This window comes from Mesorhizobium sp. WSM4822, assembly GCF_055811155.1.
In genome coordinates this window covers 1-21,861 of the sequence record NZ_JBVVQM010000028.1, presented here as the reverse complement: position 1 = coordinate 21,861, position 21,861 = coordinate 1, and the positions used below count along the sequence as shown (strand labels likewise).

The following is a 21,861-nucleotide window of genomic DNA, read 5'->3' as shown; positions in this document are numbered from 1 at the left end:
CTATCTGTTGGGCGGGCAGCACATGTGGCGGTCTGCACCGAGGATCTTGGTCGAAGAATTTGCACAAGGCCCCTGTTGTGGGGCCTACATGATGGGTGATGAGGGAATTGGGATTTGCACCGGCGAGTTCGGCCCTCCACCGCAGGTGTGGAGCCTCAACAGGTTGTCCTCGGTTACGGCGAGACGACTGACAGCGGTTTTTGACTTTAGGCTGCCGTGTGGGCGATGCCAATTGTATCGGTGCAGCCAGACCGGCAGTTCTGCGGCACGGTGATTGGATGTCGGATAGGCAATGGCGTAGGCCCATTCGCGTAGCGCCGTCTGGATGAAGCGCTCGGCCTTACCATTGTTCTTGGGCGTATAGGGCCTTGTCGTGACGTGGACTGCAGCCGCTTCAAGCCCCTCCAGACGCCGATAATCGACGATGCGGCGCACCACGGCACCGTTCTTCTGCTCGACAAAAGCCTGGTCATCGGGTCGACGGCAAGACATCGCAGCGAAGTCAGCCCGCAGTTGGGGCGTGAGCCGCTCCATCTCGTCTCGGCCTGGGCGACACGGCAGCGGCTAGCTCTCATGTTCACCGTCAAGGTTGAGGCCAAGAAGGCTTACCTGCTTGGCAGGTTTGCGAAGCAGTCGGATCGGCCGAACCTGCACAGGGCGCATCGGCTCGGCCACATAACTAAGCGGTGTCCCGATTAATTGGCCTCACATCCAGCACCTTTGAAGAAGTTTCTGCATTTGGCTGGCTCAAACAGGCGACAGATGTCGCCGAGAGCTCCGCATAGTGTGTCGAAGGTTCTGGCCGCCGTCTTTCGCAACCGAGCCTTGAGCTTTAAGTAGGCCATTTCGATGGAGCCAGGCACCCCTTTGGTGAACCAGTTGCGCGGCGCGCTCGCTCTTGTGGAAGCCGACATTGTCGAGAATGACGACATCTCCGGGCGACAGTTCGGGAGCGAGCTGCGTTTCGACGTAGTGTTCGAAGATGGTGCCATTCATCGGTGCATTGACGATCCACGGCGCGACAAGACCGTGACATCGCAGCCCGGCGATGAAGGTCTGCGTCTGCCATTTGCCGAATGGCGCATGCGTCCTGAAGCGGTCGCCCTTCGTCGCCCATCCGGTGCGTTTGGTCAGCTTGGTGTTGGTGCGCACATCTGTCCGCTGCTGCTATCGGGCGCAGAGCCGGAGCTGCCCCCTTCCAGGCAATATCGCGGACAGCTTCGGCAATCCCTCGATCCGCGCCCTCAGGGCTTCGCTGACCCTGGCAGGATAGCGGTAAGTCCATGCCGCTTCGACCAGGGCGCGGCGGGCGCGTCGATTGCCGGCGAGCGTAAGGCTCGACCGGCGAACCGTGTCACCGGTCGAGCGCTCCCCCGGGACAAGGGCGAAAAAGGCCATCCACTGCGGCGGCGTATCTAAGCGACGCACATCCCCAATCTCGGCCGCAAATATCACTGCGACTAGGAACGAGGCGCCGCCCATCGCCTGATAGGCCTCGACGACCCGCACCATGGACCAGGTTGGCACCACGGCGCGTAACGGCTCATCCAGGCGCACGAAAGGGTGGACCACCGATCTCCGCCTCGGAACATAACGTCTAGTACTGGGCCAGGAGGCAACGGACATCCAATCCAATGAAATCACGGCCATCCCGCTGCTGCTGGAGCCTCTGGAATTGCGAGGGGCGCTCGTCACGATCGACCCGATAGAGTACCCAGACCACCATCGCCGACAAGATCATCGGGTGGGGCGGTGACTGTCTGCTCGCGCTCAAGGCCAACCGGCCTTTCCTCCACGCCGAGGTCGAGCGCTTCTTCGCCAAGTCGCCAGCATCCAAGTCCGCCGCCACAGCCTATGCCAGGATGTCGATTGGATCGCCGCTACACAGACGAACCGGGCCTTCCTCATCTTTGCGATGATCGGCATGGTCGAAACCAAGGTCGCGAGAACGGCGCATTATCCCTCATCGGTCAAGCTCGATCCAAAGTCTTCCGCTCAGGCCGTTCGCGCCCATTGGGGCATCGGGAACCGGCTCCACTGGGTGCTCGGCGTGAGGCGCGCGTGCAGGATGTATGCACGTCGTTCTCTCGTCGAGGGGACGACCTGGTTGCGACGCCAGGGACAGACCCTTGTGTCGGGTTTGTGGATTTTGAGACACAGGTCGAGTTCCGCGCGCCTTCGTTGCGCTGTGCTAATCTATTGAAGACATGGGCAAAGCTCCTTCAATGGATATTTCTGCCCGATTGGCATGACTCTTGAACCACCTATCGCCAAGCAACAGCTTTTGGCCGAAAGGAGTCACATAATGCCTGGACAGCGCGACTTTGGCAAAGATGTCTTTCACGCCTACCGAGGTACATATGGTTGTGGCATGGGTTTGGGTATCATGCTGTTCGATGAGGTATACCCTGGTTTCCCCGGCTCTGTACGGAACGCAAGTGCGTATCCGTTCCCTGTCCAATACGACGTAGTCGAAGGTGTCGACTCCGATCGGCTCGGAATTCAGTCGGACAAATCCGATTGCCTAGAGCCCATACTGCAGGCCGCGCGTCGCCTCGAACGTATGGGGTGCCGAGCCATCGCTGCTGAGTGCGCTCACTTTGCGTATTTTCAGAAAGAGGTAGCGGCGGAAGTGTCGGTGCCTGTATTTATGTCGAGCCTTTTGCAGGTACCTCTCGCGCAGCGGCTGACCGGAAGCTCGAGACGCGTTGGAATTGTGTGTGCCTTCCCTCGGCGGCTGACCGAGCACCATCTCGTAAGCGTCGGAATCGATCCCGCTTCAAACCTTGCGTTCATGGGAGTGAGCGAAGATTATTCGTGCCCCGATTTCGAGAATTTGTGGAACGCAGACAAGTGGTCTGCGATTCCGACGGCCAGTTTCGAACGCGCCGAAGCCGAGTTAGTTAATGCGTGTAAGGACTTTGCCGCGAAGAACCCCGACCTGAGCGCATTGATTTTCGTTTGCACAGGACTTCAGCCGTTCGCACGCTCTGTGCAGCGCGAAGTGAGTTTGCCTATTTTTTCGTGGAGTACGCTGCTCGACTACGCTTTTTCGGTTGTCGTTCATCGCGAGCACTATGGCCATGTTTGAAACGACGCGGCCCGGTTCAAATTCCGCCATTGATTCAATCCGTCTATTGGGAAAGATCTCATGCGCTACAACCAGCTTGGCAGCACCGGCATATTCGTCTCCGAACTGTGCCTCGGCACCCTGACGTTCGGCACACCCGACGAGAACCTGATCGCCAGCCTTGACCAGAAAGGCGTCAACGAGATTGTCGGCCGCTCGCTCGCCGCCGGCGTCAATTTCTTCGATACCGCCGATGTTTACTCCCTCGGTCAATCCGAGCGCCTGCTCGGCCAGTCGCTTGGGGACCTCGGCGTCAAACGTTCGGACGTCGTCATTGCTACCAAGGTGGACGGCGCCATGGGCGACGGCCCGAACCAGCGCGGCTCCTCACGCGGCCACATCATGGATTCGATCGACGGCAGCCTCGAACGGCTGCAGCTCGATCACATCGATCTCTACCAGCTGCATGGCACCGACGCGGTGACGCCGATCGACGAGACGCTGCGGGCGCTCGATGATCTCGTTGCCAGCGGCAAGGTCCGCTATGTCGGCGTTTCCAACTGGCAGGCCTGGCGCATCGCCAAGGCGCTTGGCATCGCCGATGCCAAGGGCTTTGCCGGGTTCGAGACAATCCAGTCATATTATTCGATCGCCGGCCGCGACCTCGAGCGCGAGATCGTGCCTCTCACCAACGAAGAGAAGCTCGGCCTGATGGTGTGGTCGCCGATGGCCGGTGGCCTGCTGTCCGGCAAATACGGTCCCGGCGCGCCGGGCGATGGCGAGGGCCGACGTGCGTCCTTCAACTTCCCGCCGGTCAACGAGGACCGTGCCTGGGCGGCCGTTGCCGTCATGCGCGATATTGCCAGGAAGCATGATGTCAGCGTTGCCACGGTGGCGCTCGGCTACGTCCTGGCCAAGCCTTTCGTGACGAGCGTCATTATCGGCGCCAGCCGCATGGACCAACTGGAACAGAACCTCGCCGCCACCAGTCTGAAGCTCGACGCCGATGATCTCACCAGGCTTGACGAGGTGGGCGAGCTGCCTGCCGAATATCCCGGCTGGATGCTGGAGCGCCAGGGCGCCGGCCGGCGTCCGGCGCCCTTCGTGCCGAAGGCCTAATCGTTCGAATTTATCTGCGTCTCCTGGGTGGCTCCGTCGCAAACTCCAGTTGAGGTCGCAAAGCGAGGGTTGTGCATCATGCGGCTTTATGCGGCGAGAATTTCTAACTGCCTGGCAATGCAGGTCGTCGGATCGTAGACAAACCTCGCCTTTGCGCATCATATAGAGCATCTCGATGCCCGAGGAGGTAACCGGTTGTCGAGAGGGCGGCGCTTGATTCACCTATGATGCTGCAGTTGTTTGGCCATTGGACGCTCCTTCAAAGGAGAGCGTCTTTGCAGAGCAATTGAGTCAGGCGAAGCCTCTCGCGCTTGCCGTCGGCCTAGGTTTCGAGCGATATCACTTGTCCCGTCGTTGCCGACGTGATCGCGGCCTGCATGAGTGCGATACTGCCAATATTGTCACGCCCTAGGCTGGCGAACGGTGCGATCGTGCCGATCTCGACGGCACGCGCAAAGGTCGCCAAGCTTTCTCTACGTCCGAACGATGCCATCGCGGGAAGGGCGATCGGCACCACGGGGTGGCCGCGCTTTTGGATCCTGACGTGATCGCCATCCAGTGTGACATCACGGTCACCGCGGCAGGTCCAGATGATCTCGCCCTCGGCGCACTCCAAATGCCACTCGCCGCCATACGGCGTCTCCACTCCAACACTAAGCCAATTGCCCCGGTAGGTGACAACGGTGCCTCGATCGAAGATGATTGTCGCAGCCGCTGCGGGGGCCTCTCTGAACGAACTCCCTTGCGGTTGCCAAGCGGTACAATATACCTGTCGGGGTTCCTGCCCGAGCACCATACGCATCAGGTCAAAGTGGTGAATACTAAGATCCTCAAGGAGGGGCTGTCGTAAGCCGTAAAAAGGTTCATCGGCCGGCGTCAGGAACCGCCGGAATTCGATGTTGACCGCGCCTACCGGTCCGAGTACTTCCTCTCTAACAAGCTGGGCGGCACTGATAGCTGCAGGAAAGAAGCGGAAGTTCTGGCTCACCATGAGTGTTAGGCGGTATCGGTCCGCCAAATCAGCGAGGCGCTCCGCCTCAACTGTCGTTGAGGCAAACGGCTTCTCCACCAATACGTGCTTGCCGGCCTCGAGAGCAAGTTGAACAAGATTGGCATGCGCCTGGACGTCCGCCGTAACCAAGACAGCGTCTGCATCGATATTCGAGAGTGCTGCCTCGAAAGTTGCGAAGCACCGGTCCGGGCGCCCCCCCAACCACAGCTCTGCTCGCTCCAGCGCCTCAGGATTCTGGTCGACCCAACCCACCGCCTCAACTTCGGGCACCCGAGGTACGACGGTCTGAGCCCAGTCCGCACCCCATTCCCCAAGCCCAACCTGAACTATCTTAGTTGGCATTAGACCACCTCCTATTATGACTAGACCGCGGACATCAATGAGGCCGGGCGGAAAATGCTTGGCGCATATGGCGAAGTGTACACGTGGATGGTTCGCGGAGTGAGATATAGCTACTCCCTTGCAACTACTTAGTGGAGAGAGCCTGTCACGGGAGCGGTGTCGTGTATAGTAAATGTTATATTAAACTTCATGTGCAGCGTGACCGCCAAGCGTGGCTTTCACAAGGAGAGGATGGAGAAACCATGTCTGTCGCTTCGTGGTCAGCGTCGTTGTTGGCTTGGGAGCAGGAGCTTACAACGCTGAAGGCGCGGGTTGGGCGGGTTCTTCCTCGTCGTCAATTGCGGGAGACGGGCGCCGATTTCCTTGAAGGCCTTCTTTCCGGCATTGAGCGCAAGACAGGCTGGCCGATTGCTGAGCAATTCGGAGCGGAGCGGGGCGACCCTATCGGATGCAGTCGCTGTTGGGGCGCAGCCACTGGCACGTTTATCGGCTCCGAGACGAGATTCGCGATTATGTGGTGGAGGCGTTGGGCGATGAGGATGGCGTCCTAATCGTCGACGAGGCGGGATTTGTGAAGAAGGGCGATCGTTCCGCCGGTGTCGCGCGTCTGTACTCGGGAAGGGCAGGGCGGATCTAGAACAGCCAGATCGGCGTGTTCTTGGGTACGCGAGCCGCTACCTCCAAGCGCTGGTCGATCGTCGCATTATCTGCCGGATCGCTGGACAAAGATCGGGCGCGATGTGCTTGGCGTCGATCCCGGAGACGGTCGAGTTTGGGACCAAGCCAAAGAAGGCGCGCCATGGTCAAGGCGGCGCGCGATGCGTCGCGGTTCCGCGGATATCAGCGCGCCAAGGACGATGGCCGACCGGGATCACCACCACCTCGCATCGTTATGGACAGACGGTATTGCGGCTGCCAAACCTTGGGGCGTGCGCGGCGTCAAGCTCGTCGTCTGCGATGCCCACTGCCTCAAGGCCGCCGTCACCGGCTCATTCCCGTGGGACGATAGGCAAGTCTCGTTAGCAGGCCGAGACGAACTCTCCCACGGTCGTTCAACAGGAGACGCCTCGCTCTACGGACCTATCATGCGGCGACCTAACCGACCGCGAAGAGAAGCGAGTGACCCGCGGGGCGACACGGTCCGGAATGTCATGAGGAGCTTGACTTCACCAATTAGAGAGCCTGTTTCGGGTGAACTCCATCACCCCTGTTCGGCGTGCGGCTACGCACACGAAGTTGAACGGCAGCCGTTGCAACAAAACTCGAGAAAATTTGCAGATTCTTAACGCCTCAAAATCGTTGACGATGATAGTCAGGGCGAGATCTGAGGTCCAACGTCGCTACAACGATGCCAATAATCCTTCAGACCGTCGCACGGCGCGCATAGAAGGGGTCCACAGCCGATGGCAAGAGCGCTGATAATTCGGAGGCACGATAATGGCTCGGATCTGCTATACGTCCGGTGCTGCTTACCCCGGCGAAAAAGGAGGCGTGTCAACTTATGGCGGGCCCGTGGTTTGCGGCATAGATCCCATGCCATGAACACCGCCACCGTAAGCTACAAGCACTATAGTTCCGCCACAGATCGACGCCATGCAGTCTTGCTTTACTACAGATTCCGCTGAGCCTGCGTCCGCTCGAAGGAAACGCTGCTGAGCGCGGGATAGTGGTTTTCGTAGGAGACAATCACGCGGTTGGCCATCAAGGGTCCGTATAAGCTCGGCGGTGTTGTCGCAAGCAGCAAAGCCGAAACGATGTCTGGCACCTGGACGAGGTCGTCATCCCCGCTCAAAAACTCCGCTCCCGGCAACATATTCACCGCCTGCGGGGCCATGGCGGAATGGAAAGCCGTGTTCGTGGTCAGCTGACGTCAGCGGCCGCCAGGTCTCACCGCGTTTACATGCAGCCAACGTGACACGCCCAGCTGAATAATTGGCGAATTCGCAGCAGCTAAAATCGGCATTCGGAGGAAACTATGGAAGGCATCATCAGGAACATAGATCGCCGCACTCTTCTTAAAGGAGGAGCTGCCTTGGGCGGCGGGGTCATTGCTAGTGGCATGCCGCTCTCGCAGGTGATCTGGGCGGTAGAAGGCAAAGTGCTCAAGGTCGCCCATCAGTTTGAGCTTGTGACTTTGGATCCAGCCTTTTACACCTCGAGTTACGAAATTGACGTGATGAACTGCCTCTATTCCAAGCTCACACGTTTTGAGCCTGGTTCGGGTTGGGGCTGGAATCTGGGCACAACAGAAAAGATTGAGCAGGTCGACCTCACCCATATTCGCTTTCGTCTAAAGAAATGCGTAAAATTCACCGGCGATCATGGCGATCTGACTGCCAAGGACGTCAAGTTCTCACTGGAACGCATCGTCAACCACAAGTCAGCGAGTATGGGCGAAATAAGATCATTCGATCATGTTGAGATCGAGGACGATCATACAGGCGTTATCGTATTCAAGACGCCGTACGTACCGGTCTGGACCATCACCTTCCCGTATGCCAGCGGTCTTATCGTTTCCGAGCAGGCGGTGATGAAGGCGACCAAGGACGGCGGCAATTTCGGCATGAATCCGCCAGCGTTCTCCGGCCCCTATGTGCTCGCGGACTGGAAGCAAAATCAATACACGCTGTTGACGCGCAATCCGGAATGGGCTGGACCAAAGCCCGGGTTCGATGAGATCCGCATCGTACCGATCGTCGATATCAAGACGGCGGAACGCGCCTATCAGGCCGGCGATGTTGATTTCGCAACGATCAGTTTCGATTCACTGTCGACGTTCAGAAGCAATCCGCCGCCCGATACAAAAATAGAAGAGCATTCCTCTCTCCGTGCCATGTGGCTTGGCATGAATATGGATGATCCAACGCTGAAGGACATCAATGTGCGCAAGGCAATTCAATGGGCCATCAATGTGCCGCAGATCATCGAGACGGCCTATGCGGGGCGGGTCAACGTGGCAACCGGGCCAATTGCGCCAGGTATTGTCGGACATCGCGAAAAGGCCCTCGTTCCACCGGAAGGCGATCTCGCCAAGGCCCAGGAGTTCCTGGACAAGGCCGGCGTCAGCGACCTGCAGTTAACCCTCGATTGCGACAACAGTGGCATTCCTGGGACAATCGCCCAGACGATTCAGGCGCAACTGTCGCAGATCGGCATCTATGTCCAAGTCAATGTCCAGGACCCGGGTTCCTTCGGGACGATCGGTCAGGAGTCAGAAGGCGATCGCTGGAAGGACTTGCAGCTCTTTATCAGAAACGACAGCGGTCTGCCTGATCCTGATTACTACATGGGCACATTCGTGAAAGCCCAGGTGGGCATTTGGAATTGGGAGCGCTTCCTCAGTGACCGCTATGACCAGCTCGACGCCAAGGCAATGACGATTGAGGATCCAAGCGAGCGCGCAAAGCTCTATTACGAGATGCAGGACCTGCTGGAGGAGTCGGGCGCCTACCGTTTCCTGACTAACGGTGGCAATCCTGTCGTGTACCGCACGACCAAGCTACAGGCTGCGACCCGTCCGGACGGCATCCCTTTGTATCTCGATTTCAAGCCGACTTAAGCGGCGGGCTGAGGTATGCTGTTTTATCTTTGGAGGAGATTGGTCCTCGCGGTCACGATCATCGTGACCGCGGTGACACTTCTGTTCCTGATGATCCATGCGGTGCCAGGGGATCCGGCGGCTATTCTGCTCGGTCCGCGCGCGACGCCCGAAATGAAGGCGCTGCTGCATCAGCAGATGGGGCTCGACAGAGCATTGGTTGTGCAGATAGCCGCGTTCTTCGGCGGCCTGCTACGCGGCGATCTCGGCTATGATGTGTTCAGCCAGAGACCGGTGGCCGACATCGTGTTTTCGCAGCTGCCCTACACGATTGAGCTGATCCTCGTCTCGATCTTTTGGGCCGCCGCCATCGCGGTGCCGCTAGGGTGCTACTCTGCGATGCGGCGCAATTCCTTGCTCGATCAGGCGGTTGGAGCCGTTGCCGTCGCCGTCATGGCCATTCCTTCGTTTGTCATGGCAGTTTACGGGCTGCTGATCTTCGCCGTTGCCCTCCGCTGGCTCCCGGCGATTGGGCCGGGCGAGGGCTTGGTGGATAGGCTCGCCCACCTGGTCCTGCCGAGCTTTGCAATGGGTATCGGTTGGGTGGGTTACATCTCTCGGCTGGTGCGCGCGTCCATGCTCGAAACGCTGGGTGAGAACCATATCCGCATGGCCCGCTCTTTCGGGATTTCCGAATGGCGCATCGCGTCCCGCTACGCTCTGCCGCTCGCGATCCTGCCGACGGTCACCATCCTTGGCGTTAGCATAGCGTGGCTGCTGTCGTCTGCCGTATTCATCGAAGTGGTCTTCGCAAGACCGGGGATCGGCACGCTGATCGTGAAGGCGGTGAATACGCGCAACTATCCAATTGTGATGGGCGTCGTGGTGGTCACCACCATCCTAATCGTCATTTCAACAACGGTCTCCGATCTGGTCAATGCAAGCCTTGACCCGCGGGCTCGGGAAAAGCTCTGATCATGACGAGCATCGACCCGATTGGTACAGGAGCTCCTGCAAGACACAATCCAGGTGCCCTCGGAGCTTTCCTGCCGCAACTGCGTAAAAACCGTCTGGGCATGCTTGGCGCGGTGCTTGTCCTGGTGGTGGTGGCGAGCGCGATCTTTGGTCCGCTCTTCATCACACATGACCCCATCCGCATTATGCTTGGACCTCGTCTGGCAGGACCTTCGGCAGATTTTCTTCTCGGCACGGATCAGCTCGGCCGCGACACGTTTTCTCGCACTGTCATGGGCGGTCGCATCCCGCTTCTCGTTGCCTTTGCATCGCTCGGCAGTTCGCTTGTCGTTGGGCTCGTGCTTGGCCTGATAGCAGGATCCGGCCCGCGCTGGCTCGACAATCTGCTGCTACTATTCTTCGACACGATCCGCTCGTTTCCCGGAATCATATTTGCATTGGCCATTGTCGCCCTTTTCGGGCCCAGCATGTCCAGCGTCATCCTGGTCATCGCAATAGCATCCATGCCGATCTATGCGCGCGTCGTGCGCACCCAAACGCAAGCATTGCGCAACTCCGATTACATTGAGGCGGAGCGAAGCATGGGCGCCGGCACGACGCGCATCCTTGTCGTTCACATGCTGCCGAACGTTCTTGGTCCACTGCTGATCCTCATTAGCATGGACGTGCCATCGGTGATTGCCGTTGAAGCAGGTCTGGGCTTTCTCGGCATGGGCGTGCAGCCACCTACGCCCGACTGGGGAGGGATCCTCAACGATGGCTATAGCTATATCAATCAGACGCCTTGGCTCGTAATTGCCGGGGGTATTCCAATCGTGCTCGCCACGCTGGGTTTCACGTTCCTTGGTGAAGCATTGCGCGACATATTCGACCCCAAGCTGCGCAAAGACTTATGAGACGTGAGGATTCGACACCGCCAATGTCCGCCCATCCGCTTCTTGAGGTTCGGAACCTCAACCTCGACTTCGGCTCGCCACGCGGGCGTGTTCATGCATTGCGCAACGTTTCGCTGGACGTTCCGACGGGACAGATAGTCGGCATCGTCGGGGAAAGCGGATCCGGCAAATCCACGCTGGCCTATACGGTGATGGGTCTGCTTCCAGAAAACGCTCAGGTTACTACCGGCAGCATCATATTCGAAACACGCGACCTGCTTATGCTGACTGCCCAGGCGCGACGCAGTCTGATGGGCGATCGCCTCTCCATGATCTTCCAGGACCCGATGACGGCGCTCAATCCTGTGCGGACGATCGAAAGCCAGATGATCGATATCCAGCACCACGAACAAGGAAGCCGTAAAGCCAAACGCTCTTGCGCAGTCGACATGCTCAAGCGCGTCGGAATTCCCGATCCGCAAAGCCGCATCGGGAATTATCCGCATCAGTTCTCTGGTGGCATGCGCCAGCGCATCTGCATTGCGATGGCACTTTTGGTGAGACCGGCGCTGCTCATCGCCGACGAGCCGACCACGGCGCTCGACGCCACGCTGGAAGTTCAGATCATCCATCTGCTCAAGGATCTGCAAGGGGAGATCGGTTGCTCCGTCCTGTTTGTCTCCCATCATCTCGGCGTCGTCGCTGAATTGTGCGATCACGTTGCCGTTATGTATGCGGGCGAGGTGGTGGAGCAGGGCGCCGTGCGCGACCTCTTCCATAATCCCGGCCATCCCTACACAAAGGCGCTGCTTGAGTGCGATCCAGGACGGATCAAACAACGGACGCGCAATTTGCCGACCATCCCCGGAGACGTCCCCAGTCTGCTCGGGGCCAAACAGGGATGCATCTTTCGCCAGCGGTGTCCTCACGCCTTCGATCGCTGCCGGCACAAGGCGCCCTGCCAATACCGTGTCGCTGCTGACCAGGTCGCACGATGCCATCTGCTCGATCGAGCTGGGATGGTTGCGGCATGAGTGGGCGGCTGAGTGTCCAGGACCTGCGCGTCCGCTTCCGCACTATGGGGTCACTGAAGGCGCTCGCCACGGGCACGGCAGACCCGTTCATTGATGCTGTGTGCGGCGTCTCCTTTGAAATCCGCAAGGGCGAGACGCTTGCCCTCGTCGGCGAAAGCGGATCTGGCAAATCCACCATCGCGCGCACGATCATCGGCCTTCAACCGGCTGCTAGCGGCAGCATTCGTTTCGACGGGCAGAAACTTATCGGTCTCAAAGCGGCCGAACGAAAGTCCTACCTGCGTCGCATGATGATGATGTTCCAGGATCCCGTCGGCTCCCTCTCGCCGCGGCTGACCGTGCAGTCGCTCCTCACCGAGCCATTCCGCATACACGCTGTGAGCATTCGCGATCCCGGTGCCGAAGCGGAGCGCCTGTTGCGCATGGTCGGCTTGCCGGCAGATTTTGCTCGCCGCTATCCCCACCAGCTCTCCGGAGGCCAAGCCCGGCGCGTCGGCGTCGCGCGCGCCCTTGCACTCAATCCAGACCTGATCATCGCCGACGAGCCTACCGCTGGGCTCGACGTGTCGGTCCAGGGCGAGGTGCTCAACCTGCTTGCTCGCCTGCAGGACGAACTCGGGATCGCCATCCTGATCATCACTCACAACCTCAATGTCGTGCGCCACATGGCCGATCGTATGGCGGTCATGTATCTCGGCCGAGTTGTCGAGATCGGCTCGACCCAAGACATATTCGACCATCCCCGCCATCCTTATACGCAGGCCTTGCTCTCGGCCAATCCAGTGCCCGATCCCGACGCCGTTCTCAACCGCATCGAAATCAAGGGCGAGGTGCCGAGCATGTTCAGACGGCCAACCGGCTGCGAGTTCCATACGCGGTGCCAGTACGCACAAGATATCTGCAGCCGGGTGTTCCCTAAACCTGCAGCGAACTCGGACGACGTGGAGCATCGCTTCAAATGTCATTTCCCGCTCGCCCAGGCAGTCTTGGAGCGACCGGTTTCGCATTTTCCGACGGGATCAACGCAGGCCTGAAGCCTGGAACCCAGGAAAGGCTCTGATTAGACTACCCGATCCGCGGCCGCTCTGCGGGAAGGAAGTTCTAGATCGACGACGTGATCTTGGTAGACGCTTCGTCTTCACGTCGCCTCCTCCGAAGGCTTGCCCGGCCCGTCAGTGAGCTCAATCTCCTCCGGCCGAGGGTTCGATGCGTGCAGGGGCAGTACCACACCGCTGCGACTGCACACCGCGCGATCTGAGGTGGTTCTCTAAGCCGTTGGACAGGCACGAGCAGAGCTACAGCTGGATCGAGACCGACGCTCCGCGCCACAGCAGTTTCTACGCACTTCACCAGAGCGGACCCTGTATAAACGGCGAACATCGCTTGGTGTGATGGCCAACTTCGGGGCAAACTGTATATTTTAGTAAGCCGCGAAACCTGCCATCGTCGCAAAAGAACAAGTCACCTCGGGTGCGCGGTATGCCATTCTATCGCACCCTCGAACTCTACAGTTAAGCTCCCTACCGCTTCGAATGAACGTGTTCCGATGGGGCAGGATAATGCTGACGAATTCAGTCACAGCTCAGGCTACTCAAAGGATCGTGAAAATGGCAAGACATTCTTTCGCTCAAACGATCAGGTCGGGAAAACCGCAAATTGGGGGCTGGATGCAGATTCCACATGTGATGGTCGCAGAGACGCTGGCGCAGACAAATCTAGATTTTCTTTTGGTCGATGGCGAGCATGCACCGATTCCACCCAACGCACTTTTAGATGTTCTTCCTGCGACCGAACGATACGGCATGCCTGTACTCTACAGGGTCGCTTGGAACAGGATTGAACTCATTAAAGCCGCGCTAGATCATGGTGCGAACGGCATCATGGTGCCAATGGTAAATTCGGGTGTCGAAGCCATCGAAGCTGTGTCGTCCGCAAAATATCCGCCTGCAGGAAAGCGCGGATCTGGTGCGTGGAGAGCATCGAACTATTACCAAAACGATGCGGAGTATCGCAAGGACGCGAACTCGAGCCTGGCTGTCGTAGTCCAGATTGAGACACGAGAGGCTCTCAACAATCTGGACGACATAGCCTCAACGCCTGGCGTGGACGCGCTCTTCATCGGCCCGGCAGACCTTGCTCTTTCCTTTGGCATGGAACCGGGAAAGTTCACACCTGAGTTGCTGGATGCGTGTCAGGCAGTTGCAGATACCGCTAAGAAGTACGGTATTGCATCGGGTATTGACGTGGCATCCATAGACTATTTATCGCGCCTACAAGAACTTGGCCTCAGCTTGTTCACCTACGGATCGGACTCTGATTTTGTTTTGCAAGGAGGCCGCGCTGTTGCGAAGAGCTTCCACGACGCCTTTCTCGCTAAGTAGACTGTCATTGATCCATCTAGAATTCCGAAACGTTGGGAGATCTTGGTGGCTGTCGGGACAAGTGATATCAGCGCAAACTCTCGTTTATGGGGATTAAGGCACTTGATTGAATAACTCGCGCCAAATGTTGAGGGTGACCAAGCCATCCAAACGACCAAAGCGCTGAAAGTTGGGTCAGAGCTTTACCACACAGCAACTCAGTATGGGCAAGTAGTGCGATGTCGGCGCAGATTCATGTGAATGACCCCGAGGCCCTTGAGGTCCTCAAATGGCGCTGCATCGGACCCGCCAGAGGCGGCCGCGTTGTGGCGGTCGCGGGCGACCCCAACGAGCCTATGGTGTTTTACTTCGGCGCCTGCGCGGGCGGTGTGTGGAAGACGATTGACGGCGGCGTTTATTGGCGCTGCGTATCCGACGGTTTCTTTGCGAGCGCCAGTGTCGGCGCGCTCGCGGTCGCCCGCTCCGACTCGAACGTCATCTACGCCGGCATGGGTGAGGCAACGATCCGCGTCGACGTTTCTTATGGCAACGGAGTCTACAAGTCGACCGATGCCGGCCGCAGCTGGACTCATCTGGGGCTGAAAGAGACCCGCCATATAGGTAAAATCTGTATTCATCCGCACGATCCCGAGATCGTCTATGTCGCGGCGCTCGGCGACGCGTTCGGGCCGAACGAGGAACGGGGCGTGTTCCGCTCCAAGGATGGCGGCAAGACTTGGCAGAAGGTCCTTTACCGCAATCCCGACGCCGGCGCTGTCGACATCTCGATGGATCCCAACAACCCGCGTATTCTCTTTGCCACGATCTGGCAGACGCGGCGCAGCTTCTGGAATCTCAGCAGCGGCGGACCGGGGAGCGGAATCTTCCGGTCGCTCGATGGCGGCGACAGCTGGGAGGAATTGTCCAGGCTGAACGGTTTGCCGGGCGGGGTGCTCGGCAAGATCGGCGTCTCGGTCTCGGAGGCGCAGCGCGGGCGCGTCTACGCTCTCTTCGAGGCAGAAGGGGACAACACCGGGCTCTACCGCACGGACGATTACGGCGACCGCTGGATGAAGGTCTCGCAGAACCGCGATTTGATGCACCGCCCCTTCTACTATACCCATGTCTTCGCCGACACTACCCAAGCCGACACGGTCTACGTGACGAATTTCCAGATGTGGAAATCGACCGATGGCGGGGCAAGCTTTACCGAGGTAAGAACGCCTCATCTCGACAACCACGATCTCTGGATCGACCCGCTCAATCCCAAGCGGATGATCGAAGGCAATGACGGCGGTGCCTGTATTACCTTCAACGGTGGCAGAACCTGGTCCTCGATCTACAATCAAAACACGGCACAATTCTATCGCATCGATGTCGACGACCGGCACCCTTATCGGGTCTACGCCACACAGCAGGATAACACCTCGATCTCGGTCCCCAGCGCTACCGAATGGGGCGTCATCAGCTTGGGCGACTGCACCTATCCGGGCACGGGCGAGAGCGGCTTCATCGTGGTTAATCCCGAGGATCCCGACATAGTCTATTGCGGCGCGATCGGCTCGAGCCCAGGCGGCGCGGGACCTCTGCAACGCTACGACCACCGCACGCGGCAGGTCCGCCTCGTCGACATCTGGCCGGAAAAGACGACCGGTATCGCCCCGAAGAACATGCGCTACCGCTTTGCGTGGACCTTCCCGCTCACCTTCTCGCCTCATGATGCGAAGACGCTTTATGCCGGCGGCAACCACGTCTTCCGCAGCCGCGACGAAGGATCGAGCTGGACCGCCATCTCGCCCGATCTCAGTCTCAACGACCCCGCCAGGCAGGACTATTCGGGCGGCGTTTTGACCCGCGAAAACTTAGGCGCGGAGGTGCATGCAACGTGCGCGTCCGTCGTGGAATCTCGGCACCGCAAGGGCGAGATCTGGGCGTCCACCGACGATGGCCTGGTTCATGTGACGCGCAATGGCGGGGCCGAGTGGAGCAACGTTACTCCGAAAGGCATGCCGGAGCTCGCCTATATCGGGTGCGTCGAAATCTCGCCGCATGACGCTGACACCGTTTATCTTGCGGCTACGCGCTACAAGCTAGCCGATTACCGGCCTTACCTCTTCCGCACGAACGATGGCGGCAAGAGCTGGCAGTCGATCGTCGGCGATCTTCCGCAGGGCGAGATCACCCGTGTGCTGCGCGCCGACCTGGTGCGACCAGGCCTGCTCTTCGCCGGCACGGAGACCGGGGTCTTCTTCAGTCTCGATGACGGAGCGCACTGGTCGCGGATGGCCGGCGGCTTGCCCGTGGTCCCGATCTACGATCTCAAGATCAAGGGAAGCGACCTCGTCGCCGGCACCCACGGCCGGTCCTTCTGGATCCTGGACGACGTCGCGCCGTTGCGCGAACTGGCCGCCGATCAGAAAGAGGTTAAGCTGGTGAGTCCGCGCCCCACAGTCCGGACCAAGCTCAGTTGGGTCGTTGGGCAGGGTTTCTCCAAGGGCGGCATGAGCTACGGCTTTGGTTGGTGCATCGGCGCCGCAACGGAGGTCGTGGAGTTGGAGGACGGGCGGTGCGCTCGCCGCTATCTCGACTGCGGCGAGAATCCGCCGGACGGGGCGATCGTCTATTACTGGCTGCCTAATGATACCGAAGGACCGGTCAAGCTCACCTTTCGGAACGGCGCGGGCGACACCATCATCACCTTTTCGAGCGACGAAAAGCAGGCACCATTCGATAACAAGCCCAGCACAAAAGCCGGGCTCCACCGTTTCATCTGGGATCTCAGGTATCCTGGACCGGCCAAGCTTGACCAGTCGCTAGCGGCCCGGAAGTACAAGCCTCTTACGCCGGAGGAGGAGGACCTGAGCGGCCCGGCGGTGGCTCCCGGCAGCTTCAAGGTTGAGCTTCAGGTCGGGAGCGAGAGCCAGACGGTCGTCTTCACCGTCGTTAAGGATCCGCGAATAGCTACGACCGAGAAGGATTTTGCTGAGCAGTTCGCGCTTTTACAAGAGCTGTTCGGCATGCTCTCGGCGGTTAACCAGACGGTCAATGGCATGCGGCTCCTGAAGCGGCAGCTCGCGGATGTCCAGAAGCGGCTGGTCGGCAGTGACAAATCGCTTGGCGAGCGTGCGCGAGCACTCGTAGGGCGGCTCGAGGCAATCGAGGGTGCGCTGATCGACTTCAGGCGCGAGACACCGCAAGATGTCCGCAACCCGGCCGGCTTGCACGGATCGCTCATCGACCTAGTCAACGTAGTCGCCATCGCCGACGCCGCGCCGACTCTGCAAGCCCGGCAGGTCGCGGATGAAATCTTGCAGCAGGTCAAAAAAGAGATCGAGAAGTTCGACGCGATCGTGGCCGATGATGTCACTGCGCTCAATGTCGCGCTCCATACCGCCGGCGTCGGGCTGCTCTGGACCGAGGCCTAGGTGGTACTGAGGAAATAGATACGGCTCAGTGAGCATTCATTTCAGGAAGGAGATAGACATGGATTTTATCGAGCGGATCTTCGGCGTGGCTCCGGATGGCGGCGATGGCACGACCGAGATGCTCTACATCACAGTCGCTCTTGCCGTAGGAGCGATTGTGGCTGCCCGCTGGTGGCTCCGCCGACGCGCCGCGGTGAAGCGCCGCTAGTCACTCCAGATCAGAACCCGATGTGAGAAATTCATGAACGTCTTCAAAAAGACCACTCTCTTCACCGACACTGACGCGCGTGCGCGCTTTCGTGATGATTTAGTCGAATTTAATGGGGGCACACAGGACATTCAACTGTCGAGTTTGTTCCCATGTACAAGCTATCAACTCCGACATAGTCCGGTGGGATTTGTTGGGCCTGTGCACTGCACCTCGACCCCGACGTGGGTCTTCATTCTAGCCGGGCAAATGGAGGTGGTTCTGCAGGACGGAAGTTATCGAAAATTCATGCCAGGTGATAGTTTCTTGGCTGCGGACGCTTTGCCGGCCGGAGTGGAGTTTGATGAAACGGTTCACGGGCATTACTCACGTCAGGCTGGGCTCGAACCCTTGATCACGCTCTTCGTTCATGAATGACCTATGGATAACTGCCTCCGGCAGTACCACAGTCAACTATGGGGGGCTGACTGCGCGGCAACGCCGGCGGTTTGGTCGTCCGTGAAGAACTCGGAAGGCTTTGATACAATTTAGGATTCTGCTCCATTTTGGGTTCGATTTTGCCGAAGAATCGTGGCTTGGAGCGGCGATTTTCGGCAGATGAAAGCTTGCCCGTACGCTTGAATCGACTGTTGCGGCGAAGCTGCGAGGGAGCAAGCGATATGGCCGAAGGAACGCCGCGAAAGCGGACAGACCGACCTGTTGCGATCCCGGCTCGACTGATCCTCAATATGGATCATGCGCTGGTGAAACTGGCCCGGTCGATCGACTGTCGTTCCTCGAACAACGGCTAGGCGCGGGTCTATGACGACGAATCCCGGCGGGCTACCGCTGCCGACCCGGTTGATGGCGGGCCTGGCCATCCTGACGGGGCGCTGTGCGAGCGCAGGCTTGAGAACCCACCCACCGGCGATGTCACGTTGTCTGCATATAAACGCGTTGAGACCTGCGGCCGCTGATGCCCGGTGACCGGCTTTCCATTTCGCCATGGTCTGCAGGCGGCGAATATGTGTAGCGAGAGCGGAGCGTTTGAGCGGGGCGGGACGAAGAGATTGCGCAGAGCCGAGAGATCGAAACGAAGCGTTGCAGTACTCCCGGTGATCGTAAGCCTTGCATCATCCGCTCCCGTTTTCGCGGCGGCATATGTGCATTGCATTCCTGGGATCGATCTCTAAAACTGCTTCTCCGCCCGGTTGTTCAATCCCTTCTGCGACCGATGCTCGACGTCCGGCATCGCCTGGCTACTCCATAGGAGCGCAGCTGGTCGGTGATCATGCGCTTCGGCGCGACGCCTTGCTTCTTCAGCAACCGCGTCAGCAAGCGCTAGGCCGCTTTTGGTGTTGCGGCGGTTTTGGACGATCTCGTCGAGCACATAGCCATCCTGGTCGACGGCGCGCCACAACCAGTGTTTCCTGCCGGGGATGGCGATGACGCCCTCGTCCAGGTGCCCGACATCGTTTCGGCTGTGCTGCTTGCGGTGCAAGCGGCGAGCGTAATCCGGACCAAGCTTGATGCCCCACCGGCGGATTGTCTCATACGAAACCACGATCGAGCGCTCCAGTAGCATTTCCTCGACTAGACGCAGGCTCAAGGGGAACCTGTAGTAGAGCCAGACTGGAGGGCGATGATCTGCGGGGGAAACGATGGCGCTTGCAGCTGACGGTCGCGGTCTTCATACCATCGGTCTGTGCCGCAAATCCCTGAACGCGAGTTAAGTTGATAACGCCCCCGGGGTCCTAAAAGGCACCAGTGTGATGGCCACCTTTGGGGCAAACTGTATATTTAACTGAGCTGACAAAGCTGCCACCCTCATGACAAGCACACTCGCTTGCGTGCGCTTCAAGCTTCCGAATGAGAACACGAATGGAGGAAAAGATGAATTCCGGACTAGTCACGAGCGGTCGGAAAAAACTCACAATAGTGGACACCGATGTCCACCACTGCTACCGGACAAAATCGGAACTGTTTCCTTATCTCAGCAAGTTCAATGCTGAGCGTTTTGCGGAGTGGGGCTTCGGCGGCGTTGAAATGGACCCCCACGCGTCTAGCGGAGGATATCACGGAACTCGGGTAGATTTTGAAACGCAAGAGAATGGCGAAATATTAGGTAGTAATGGCGACGCGCAGATTTGCGGTAAGCTGTTGCTAGACGCACATGGTATCGATTTGGGGGTTCTTACGGGCGGCCCTGCGCAAACGGCGAGCGCGCTCGCCGACGTCGACTATGGGAGTGCTCTGTGCCGCGCTTTCAACGACTACTCAATGGAGCATTGGATCGCCAAGGATGCGAGGTTTAGACTTAATCTCGCCATCAACTCGCAGGACCCCCTAGGGGCAGCGGCTGAAATCGATAGGCTTGGCTCACATCCTTCCGTCTGTGGCGTCATGTTCAGTTGTGGTGCACCTAGGCCCTTTGGCCAGCGCTTTTATCATCCGATATACGAAGCATGCGCCCGGCACGGATTAGCGGTGACGATGCATTTCGGTTCAGAAGGAACCGGCATCAACCCGGCGCCCTCGCCGGCCGGATGGCCAAGCTACTATATAGAAATGCGTCTGCTGCGCCCGCCATCTTATGCCGTGCACCTAGCAAGCTTTATTTTCGAAGGTGTGTTCGAAAAGTTCCCGACCTTGAAGGTGGGCATGGTCGAAAGCGGATTTGCCTGGGTGGCGCCCCTGATGTGGAAGATGGATCTCGATTGGAAGGGGCTTCGTCGCCTGACTCCATGGGTAAAAAGGCTACCGAGTGAGTACTTAGGGGACCATGTTCGTTTTGGGACGCAACCATTGGATGAGCCCGCCGATCCAGAAGCGCTAAAGCACATTATCAACTGGATTGATGGTTCACGAACACTAATGTTTGCGAGCGACTTCCCGCATTGGGATTCGGATGATCCGATGATGACGTTGTCCGACCAGCCAGAGGATCTGCGCCGACGCATCTTCGCAGAGAATGCCATCGATACATACAAACTGTCGCTACCAGCAATCTCTCAGGCCGCGTAGGGGGAGGTGCCGGTGCCCAAGAAATATGAAGTTTGTTACGCGGACGAAATTCCGGTTGGCGGACGACGCATTGTGGATATAGCAGGGCGTAGTGTCGGGATCTTCAACGTCAACAACGAATACTATGCCGTTCGCAACAGTTGCCCACATAAAGCCGCGCCCTTGTGTAAGGGGATTATCGACGGAATGGTCAAAGGCGCAACGCCAGGACAGTTCGAGTACGAGCAAGAAGGCGAAATAATTCGATGTCCGTGGCATGGCTGGGAGTTTGCGATCAAAACAGGCCAGTCCGTATTCAATCCACACAAGGTCTGGGTGCGCGGCTATCCCGTGAGTGTGGAGCTAAAGACCTCAAATTGCGCCGAGGGCGACGTGGGTAGCGTAGAGGAGGATCCATCGGTCGACACTTACCGTGTGTCGGTCGAGGAAACCGACGGTAACCGTCGACCTACTCTCTACATACACCTTTAAGTTGACCTTCTAGGGGTGACTCCGGCCGTGAGCCTTTGCGGAACCCGCACTTGCATTAGAACCGGACACGCGAATGAGGCCCTCGCCAAGTTGTCTGTTGGTGCGGGTAGGTAGCTGTCATTGTACGGAGGCCGTTTCGCATGAACGACAAAAGCGTTTGAAACAGCGGAGGATCGAGCCGGTTCGATAAGCTACGCGTGGCATTTCCGATGCTGGGTTCGACGCGCTGGTGGAAATCTCGCATGCCACTATCGATCGGAATATGAGGCCTTGTTCGGAGACGAGCCGCAGGTCGTGCAAATCGCAGCGCTAGCTAGGCTACCCTCGTGCGGTAGTCGAGAATAAATTAATGAACGCGCGGCAAAAAGGGGAACTAAGATGATTGACGAAATGGGTTTTCTCTGTGAGCACGTCGCGAAGGGTAAGCTG

18 protein-coding genes and 1 pseudogene are annotated in these 21,861 nt (G+C 58.6%); 14 read left to right on the top strand and 5 right to left on the bottom strand.

Annotated elements, in window-relative coordinates:
- Positions 1 to 147: 147 nt before the first annotated feature.
- The 3 genes and pseudogenes from AC0L3E_RS33070 to AC0L3E_RS33060 form a co-directional block, all read right to left on the bottom strand.
- A pseudogene (locus AC0L3E_RS33070) lies at positions 148 to 381 on the bottom strand (integrase core domain-containing protein); the annotation flags it as partial.
- A 366-nt stretch (positions 382 to 747) separates the two neighbouring features.
- Positions 748 to 1,152 (bottom strand): transposase, encoded by a 405-nt coding sequence (locus AC0L3E_RS33065; RefSeq protein ID WP_473606690.1) that lies wholly within the window; start codon positions 1,150 to 1,152, stop codon positions 748 to 750.
- Positions 1,153 to 1,167: 15 nt separating this feature from the next.
- Entirely contained in the window at positions 1,168 to 1,482 is a 315-nt protein-coding gene (locus tag AC0L3E_RS33060; RefSeq protein ID WP_473606691.1) for a transposase, read from the bottom strand.
- Positions 1,483 to 2,305: 823 nt separating this feature from the next.
- Between AC0L3E_RS33060 and AC0L3E_RS33055 the strand changes: the two genes are divergently transcribed.
- The gene (locus tag AC0L3E_RS33055; protein ID WP_473606689.1) at positions 2,306 to 3,091 is read left to right on the top strand and encodes an aspartate/glutamate racemase family protein; all 786 of its coding nucleotides are present in this window, start codon (positions 2,306 to 2,308) and stop codon (positions 3,089 to 3,091) included.
- A gap of 60 nt (positions 3,092 to 3,151) precedes the next feature.
- Positions 3,152 to 4,189, top strand: coding sequence for an aldo/keto reductase (locus tag AC0L3E_RS33050; RefSeq protein WP_473606688.1), 1,038 nt, complete (start codon positions 3,152 to 3,154; stop codon positions 4,187 to 4,189).
- Positions 4,190 to 4,511: 322 nt separating this feature from the next.
- Here AC0L3E_RS33050 and AC0L3E_RS33045 read toward each other — a convergent pair whose 3' ends face one another.
- Positions 4,512 to 5,543, bottom strand: a complete 1,032-nt coding sequence (locus AC0L3E_RS33045; protein WP_473606686.1) for a Gfo/Idh/MocA family protein — start codon at positions 5,541 to 5,543, stop codon at positions 4,512 to 4,514.
- A gap of 448 nt (positions 5,544 to 5,991) precedes the next feature.
- Here AC0L3E_RS33045 and AC0L3E_RS33040 point away from each other — a divergent pair, with 448 nt between their 5' ends.
- From AC0L3E_RS33040 to AC0L3E_RS32995, 10 genes are all read left to right on the top strand, one after another.
- The gene (locus tag AC0L3E_RS33040; RefSeq protein ID WP_473606685.1) at positions 5,992 to 6,180 is read left to right on the top strand and encodes a transposase; all 189 of its coding nucleotides are present in this window, start codon (positions 5,992 to 5,994) and stop codon (positions 6,178 to 6,180) included.
- Positions 6,181 to 7,518: 1,338 nt separating this feature from the next.
- Positions 7,519 to 9,102, top strand: a complete 1,584-nt coding sequence (locus tag AC0L3E_RS33035; RefSeq protein WP_473606684.1) for an ABC transporter substrate-binding protein — start codon at positions 7,519 to 7,521, stop codon at positions 9,100 to 9,102.
- 15 nt (positions 9,103 to 9,117) lie between these two features.
- The gene (locus AC0L3E_RS33030; protein ID WP_473606683.1) at positions 9,118 to 10,056 is read left to right on the top strand and encodes an ABC transporter permease; all 939 of its coding nucleotides are present in this window, start codon (positions 9,118 to 9,120) and stop codon (positions 10,054 to 10,056) included.
- A 2-nt stretch (positions 10,057 to 10,058) separates the two neighbouring features.
- Positions 10,059 to 10,952, top strand: coding sequence for an ABC transporter permease (locus AC0L3E_RS33025; RefSeq protein WP_473606682.1), 894 nt, complete (start codon positions 10,059 to 10,061; stop codon positions 10,950 to 10,952).
- 23 nt (positions 10,953 to 10,975) lie between these two features.
- Positions 10,976 to 11,965 (top strand): ABC transporter ATP-binding protein, encoded by a 990-nt coding sequence (locus tag AC0L3E_RS33020; protein WP_473606681.1) that lies wholly within the window; start codon positions 10,976 to 10,978, stop codon positions 11,963 to 11,965.
- On the top strand, positions 11,962 to 12,999 hold the full coding sequence (locus AC0L3E_RS33015; RefSeq protein WP_473606679.1) for an ABC transporter ATP-binding protein: 1,038 nt from the start codon (positions 11,962 to 11,964) through the stop codon (positions 12,997 to 12,999). The genes AC0L3E_RS33020 and AC0L3E_RS33015 overlap by 4 nt, the downstream gene beginning before the upstream one ends.
- 573 nt (positions 13,000 to 13,572) lie before the next feature.
- Positions 13,573 to 14,346, top strand: coding sequence for an HpcH/HpaI aldolase family protein (locus AC0L3E_RS33010; protein WP_473606678.1), 774 nt, complete (start codon positions 13,573 to 13,575; stop codon positions 14,344 to 14,346).
- Between the two features lie 218 nt (positions 14,347 to 14,564).
- Positions 14,565 to 17,750, top strand: coding sequence for a WD40/YVTN/BNR-like repeat-containing protein (locus AC0L3E_RS33005; RefSeq protein WP_473606677.1), 3,186 nt, complete (start codon positions 14,565 to 14,567; stop codon positions 17,748 to 17,750).
- A 58-nt stretch (positions 17,751 to 17,808) separates the two neighbouring features.
- Positions 17,809 to 17,958, top strand: coding sequence for a hypothetical protein (locus AC0L3E_RS33000; protein WP_473606676.1), 150 nt, complete (start codon positions 17,809 to 17,811; stop codon positions 17,956 to 17,958).
- Positions 17,959 to 17,991: 33 nt separating this feature from the next.
- Entirely contained in the window at positions 17,992 to 18,375 is a 384-nt protein-coding gene (locus AC0L3E_RS32995) for a cupin domain-containing protein (RefSeq protein ID WP_023782563.1), read from the top strand.
- 751 nt (positions 18,376 to 19,126) lie between these two features.
- On the opposite strand, the gene AC0L3E_RS32990 is transcribed toward AC0L3E_RS32995, so the two are convergent.
- Entirely contained in the window at positions 19,127 to 19,546 is a 420-nt protein-coding gene (locus tag AC0L3E_RS32990; protein WP_473606675.1) for a DDE-type integrase/transposase/recombinase, read from the bottom strand.
- 272 nt (positions 19,547 to 19,818) lie between these two features.
- Between AC0L3E_RS32990 and AC0L3E_RS32985 the strand changes: the two genes are divergently transcribed.
- Positions 19,819 to 20,961 carry an amidohydrolase family protein gene (locus AC0L3E_RS32985; protein ID WP_473606674.1) on the top strand — a complete coding sequence of 381 codons (1,143 nt, stop codon included), beginning with the start codon at positions 19,819 to 19,821 and terminating at the stop codon, positions 20,959 to 20,961.
- Positions 20,962 to 20,973: 12 nt separating this feature from the next.
- Positions 20,974 to 21,432, top strand: coding sequence for a Rieske (2Fe-2S) protein (locus AC0L3E_RS32980; RefSeq protein ID WP_473606673.1), 459 nt, complete (start codon positions 20,974 to 20,976; stop codon positions 21,430 to 21,432).
- The last annotated feature ends 429 nt before the right edge of the window (positions 21,433 to 21,861 follow it).

Bases quoted from the DNA above. Each gene is read 5' to 3' on its own strand.
- AC0L3E_RS33060 (WP_473606691.1), bottom strand. From the start codon at position 1,482: ATGGGCGGCGCCTCGTTCCTAGTCGCAGTGATATTTGCGGCCGAGATT.
- AC0L3E_RS33055 (WP_473606689.1), top strand. From the start codon at position 2,306: ATGCCTGGACAGCGCGACTTTGGCAAAGATGTCTTTCACGCCTACCGA.
- AC0L3E_RS33050 (WP_473606688.1), top strand. From the start codon at position 3,152: ATGCGCTACAACCAGCTTGGCAGCACCGGCATATTCGTCTCCGAACTG.
- AC0L3E_RS33045 (WP_473606686.1), bottom strand. From the start codon at position 5,543: ATGCCAACTAAGATAGTTCAGGTTGGGCTTGGGGAATGGGGTGCGGAC.
- AC0L3E_RS33040 (WP_473606685.1), top strand. From the start codon at position 5,992: ATGCAGTCGCTGTTGGGGCGCAGCCACTGGCACGTTTATCGGCTCCGA.
- AC0L3E_RS33035 (WP_473606684.1), top strand. From the start codon at position 7,519: ATGGAAGGCATCATCAGGAACATAGATCGCCGCACTCTTCTTAAAGGA.
- AC0L3E_RS33030 (WP_473606683.1), top strand. From the start codon at position 9,118: ATGCTGTTTTATCTTTGGAGGAGATTGGTCCTCGCGGTCACGATCATC.
- AC0L3E_RS33025 (WP_473606682.1), top strand. From the start codon at position 10,059: ATGACGAGCATCGACCCGATTGGTACAGGAGCTCCTGCAAGACACAAT.
- AC0L3E_RS33020 (WP_473606681.1), top strand. From the start codon at position 10,976: ATGTCCGCCCATCCGCTTCTTGAGGTTCGGAACCTCAACCTCGACTTC.
- AC0L3E_RS33015 (WP_473606679.1), top strand. From the start codon at position 11,962: ATGAGTGGGCGGCTGAGTGTCCAGGACCTGCGCGTCCGCTTCCGCACT.
- AC0L3E_RS33010 (WP_473606678.1), top strand. From the start codon at position 13,573: ATGGCAAGACATTCTTTCGCTCAAACGATCAGGTCGGGAAAACCGCAA.
- AC0L3E_RS33005 (WP_473606677.1), top strand. From the start codon at position 14,565: ATGTCGGCGCAGATTCATGTGAATGACCCCGAGGCCCTTGAGGTCCTC.
- AC0L3E_RS33000 (WP_473606676.1), top strand. From the start codon at position 17,809: ATGGATTTTATCGAGCGGATCTTCGGCGTGGCTCCGGATGGCGGCGAT.
- AC0L3E_RS32995 (WP_023782563.1), top strand. From the start codon at position 17,992: ATGAACGTCTTCAAAAAGACCACTCTCTTCACCGACACTGACGCGCGT.
- AC0L3E_RS32985 (WP_473606674.1), top strand. From the start codon at position 19,819: ATGGAGGAAAAGATGAATTCCGGACTAGTCACGAGCGGTCGGAAAAAA.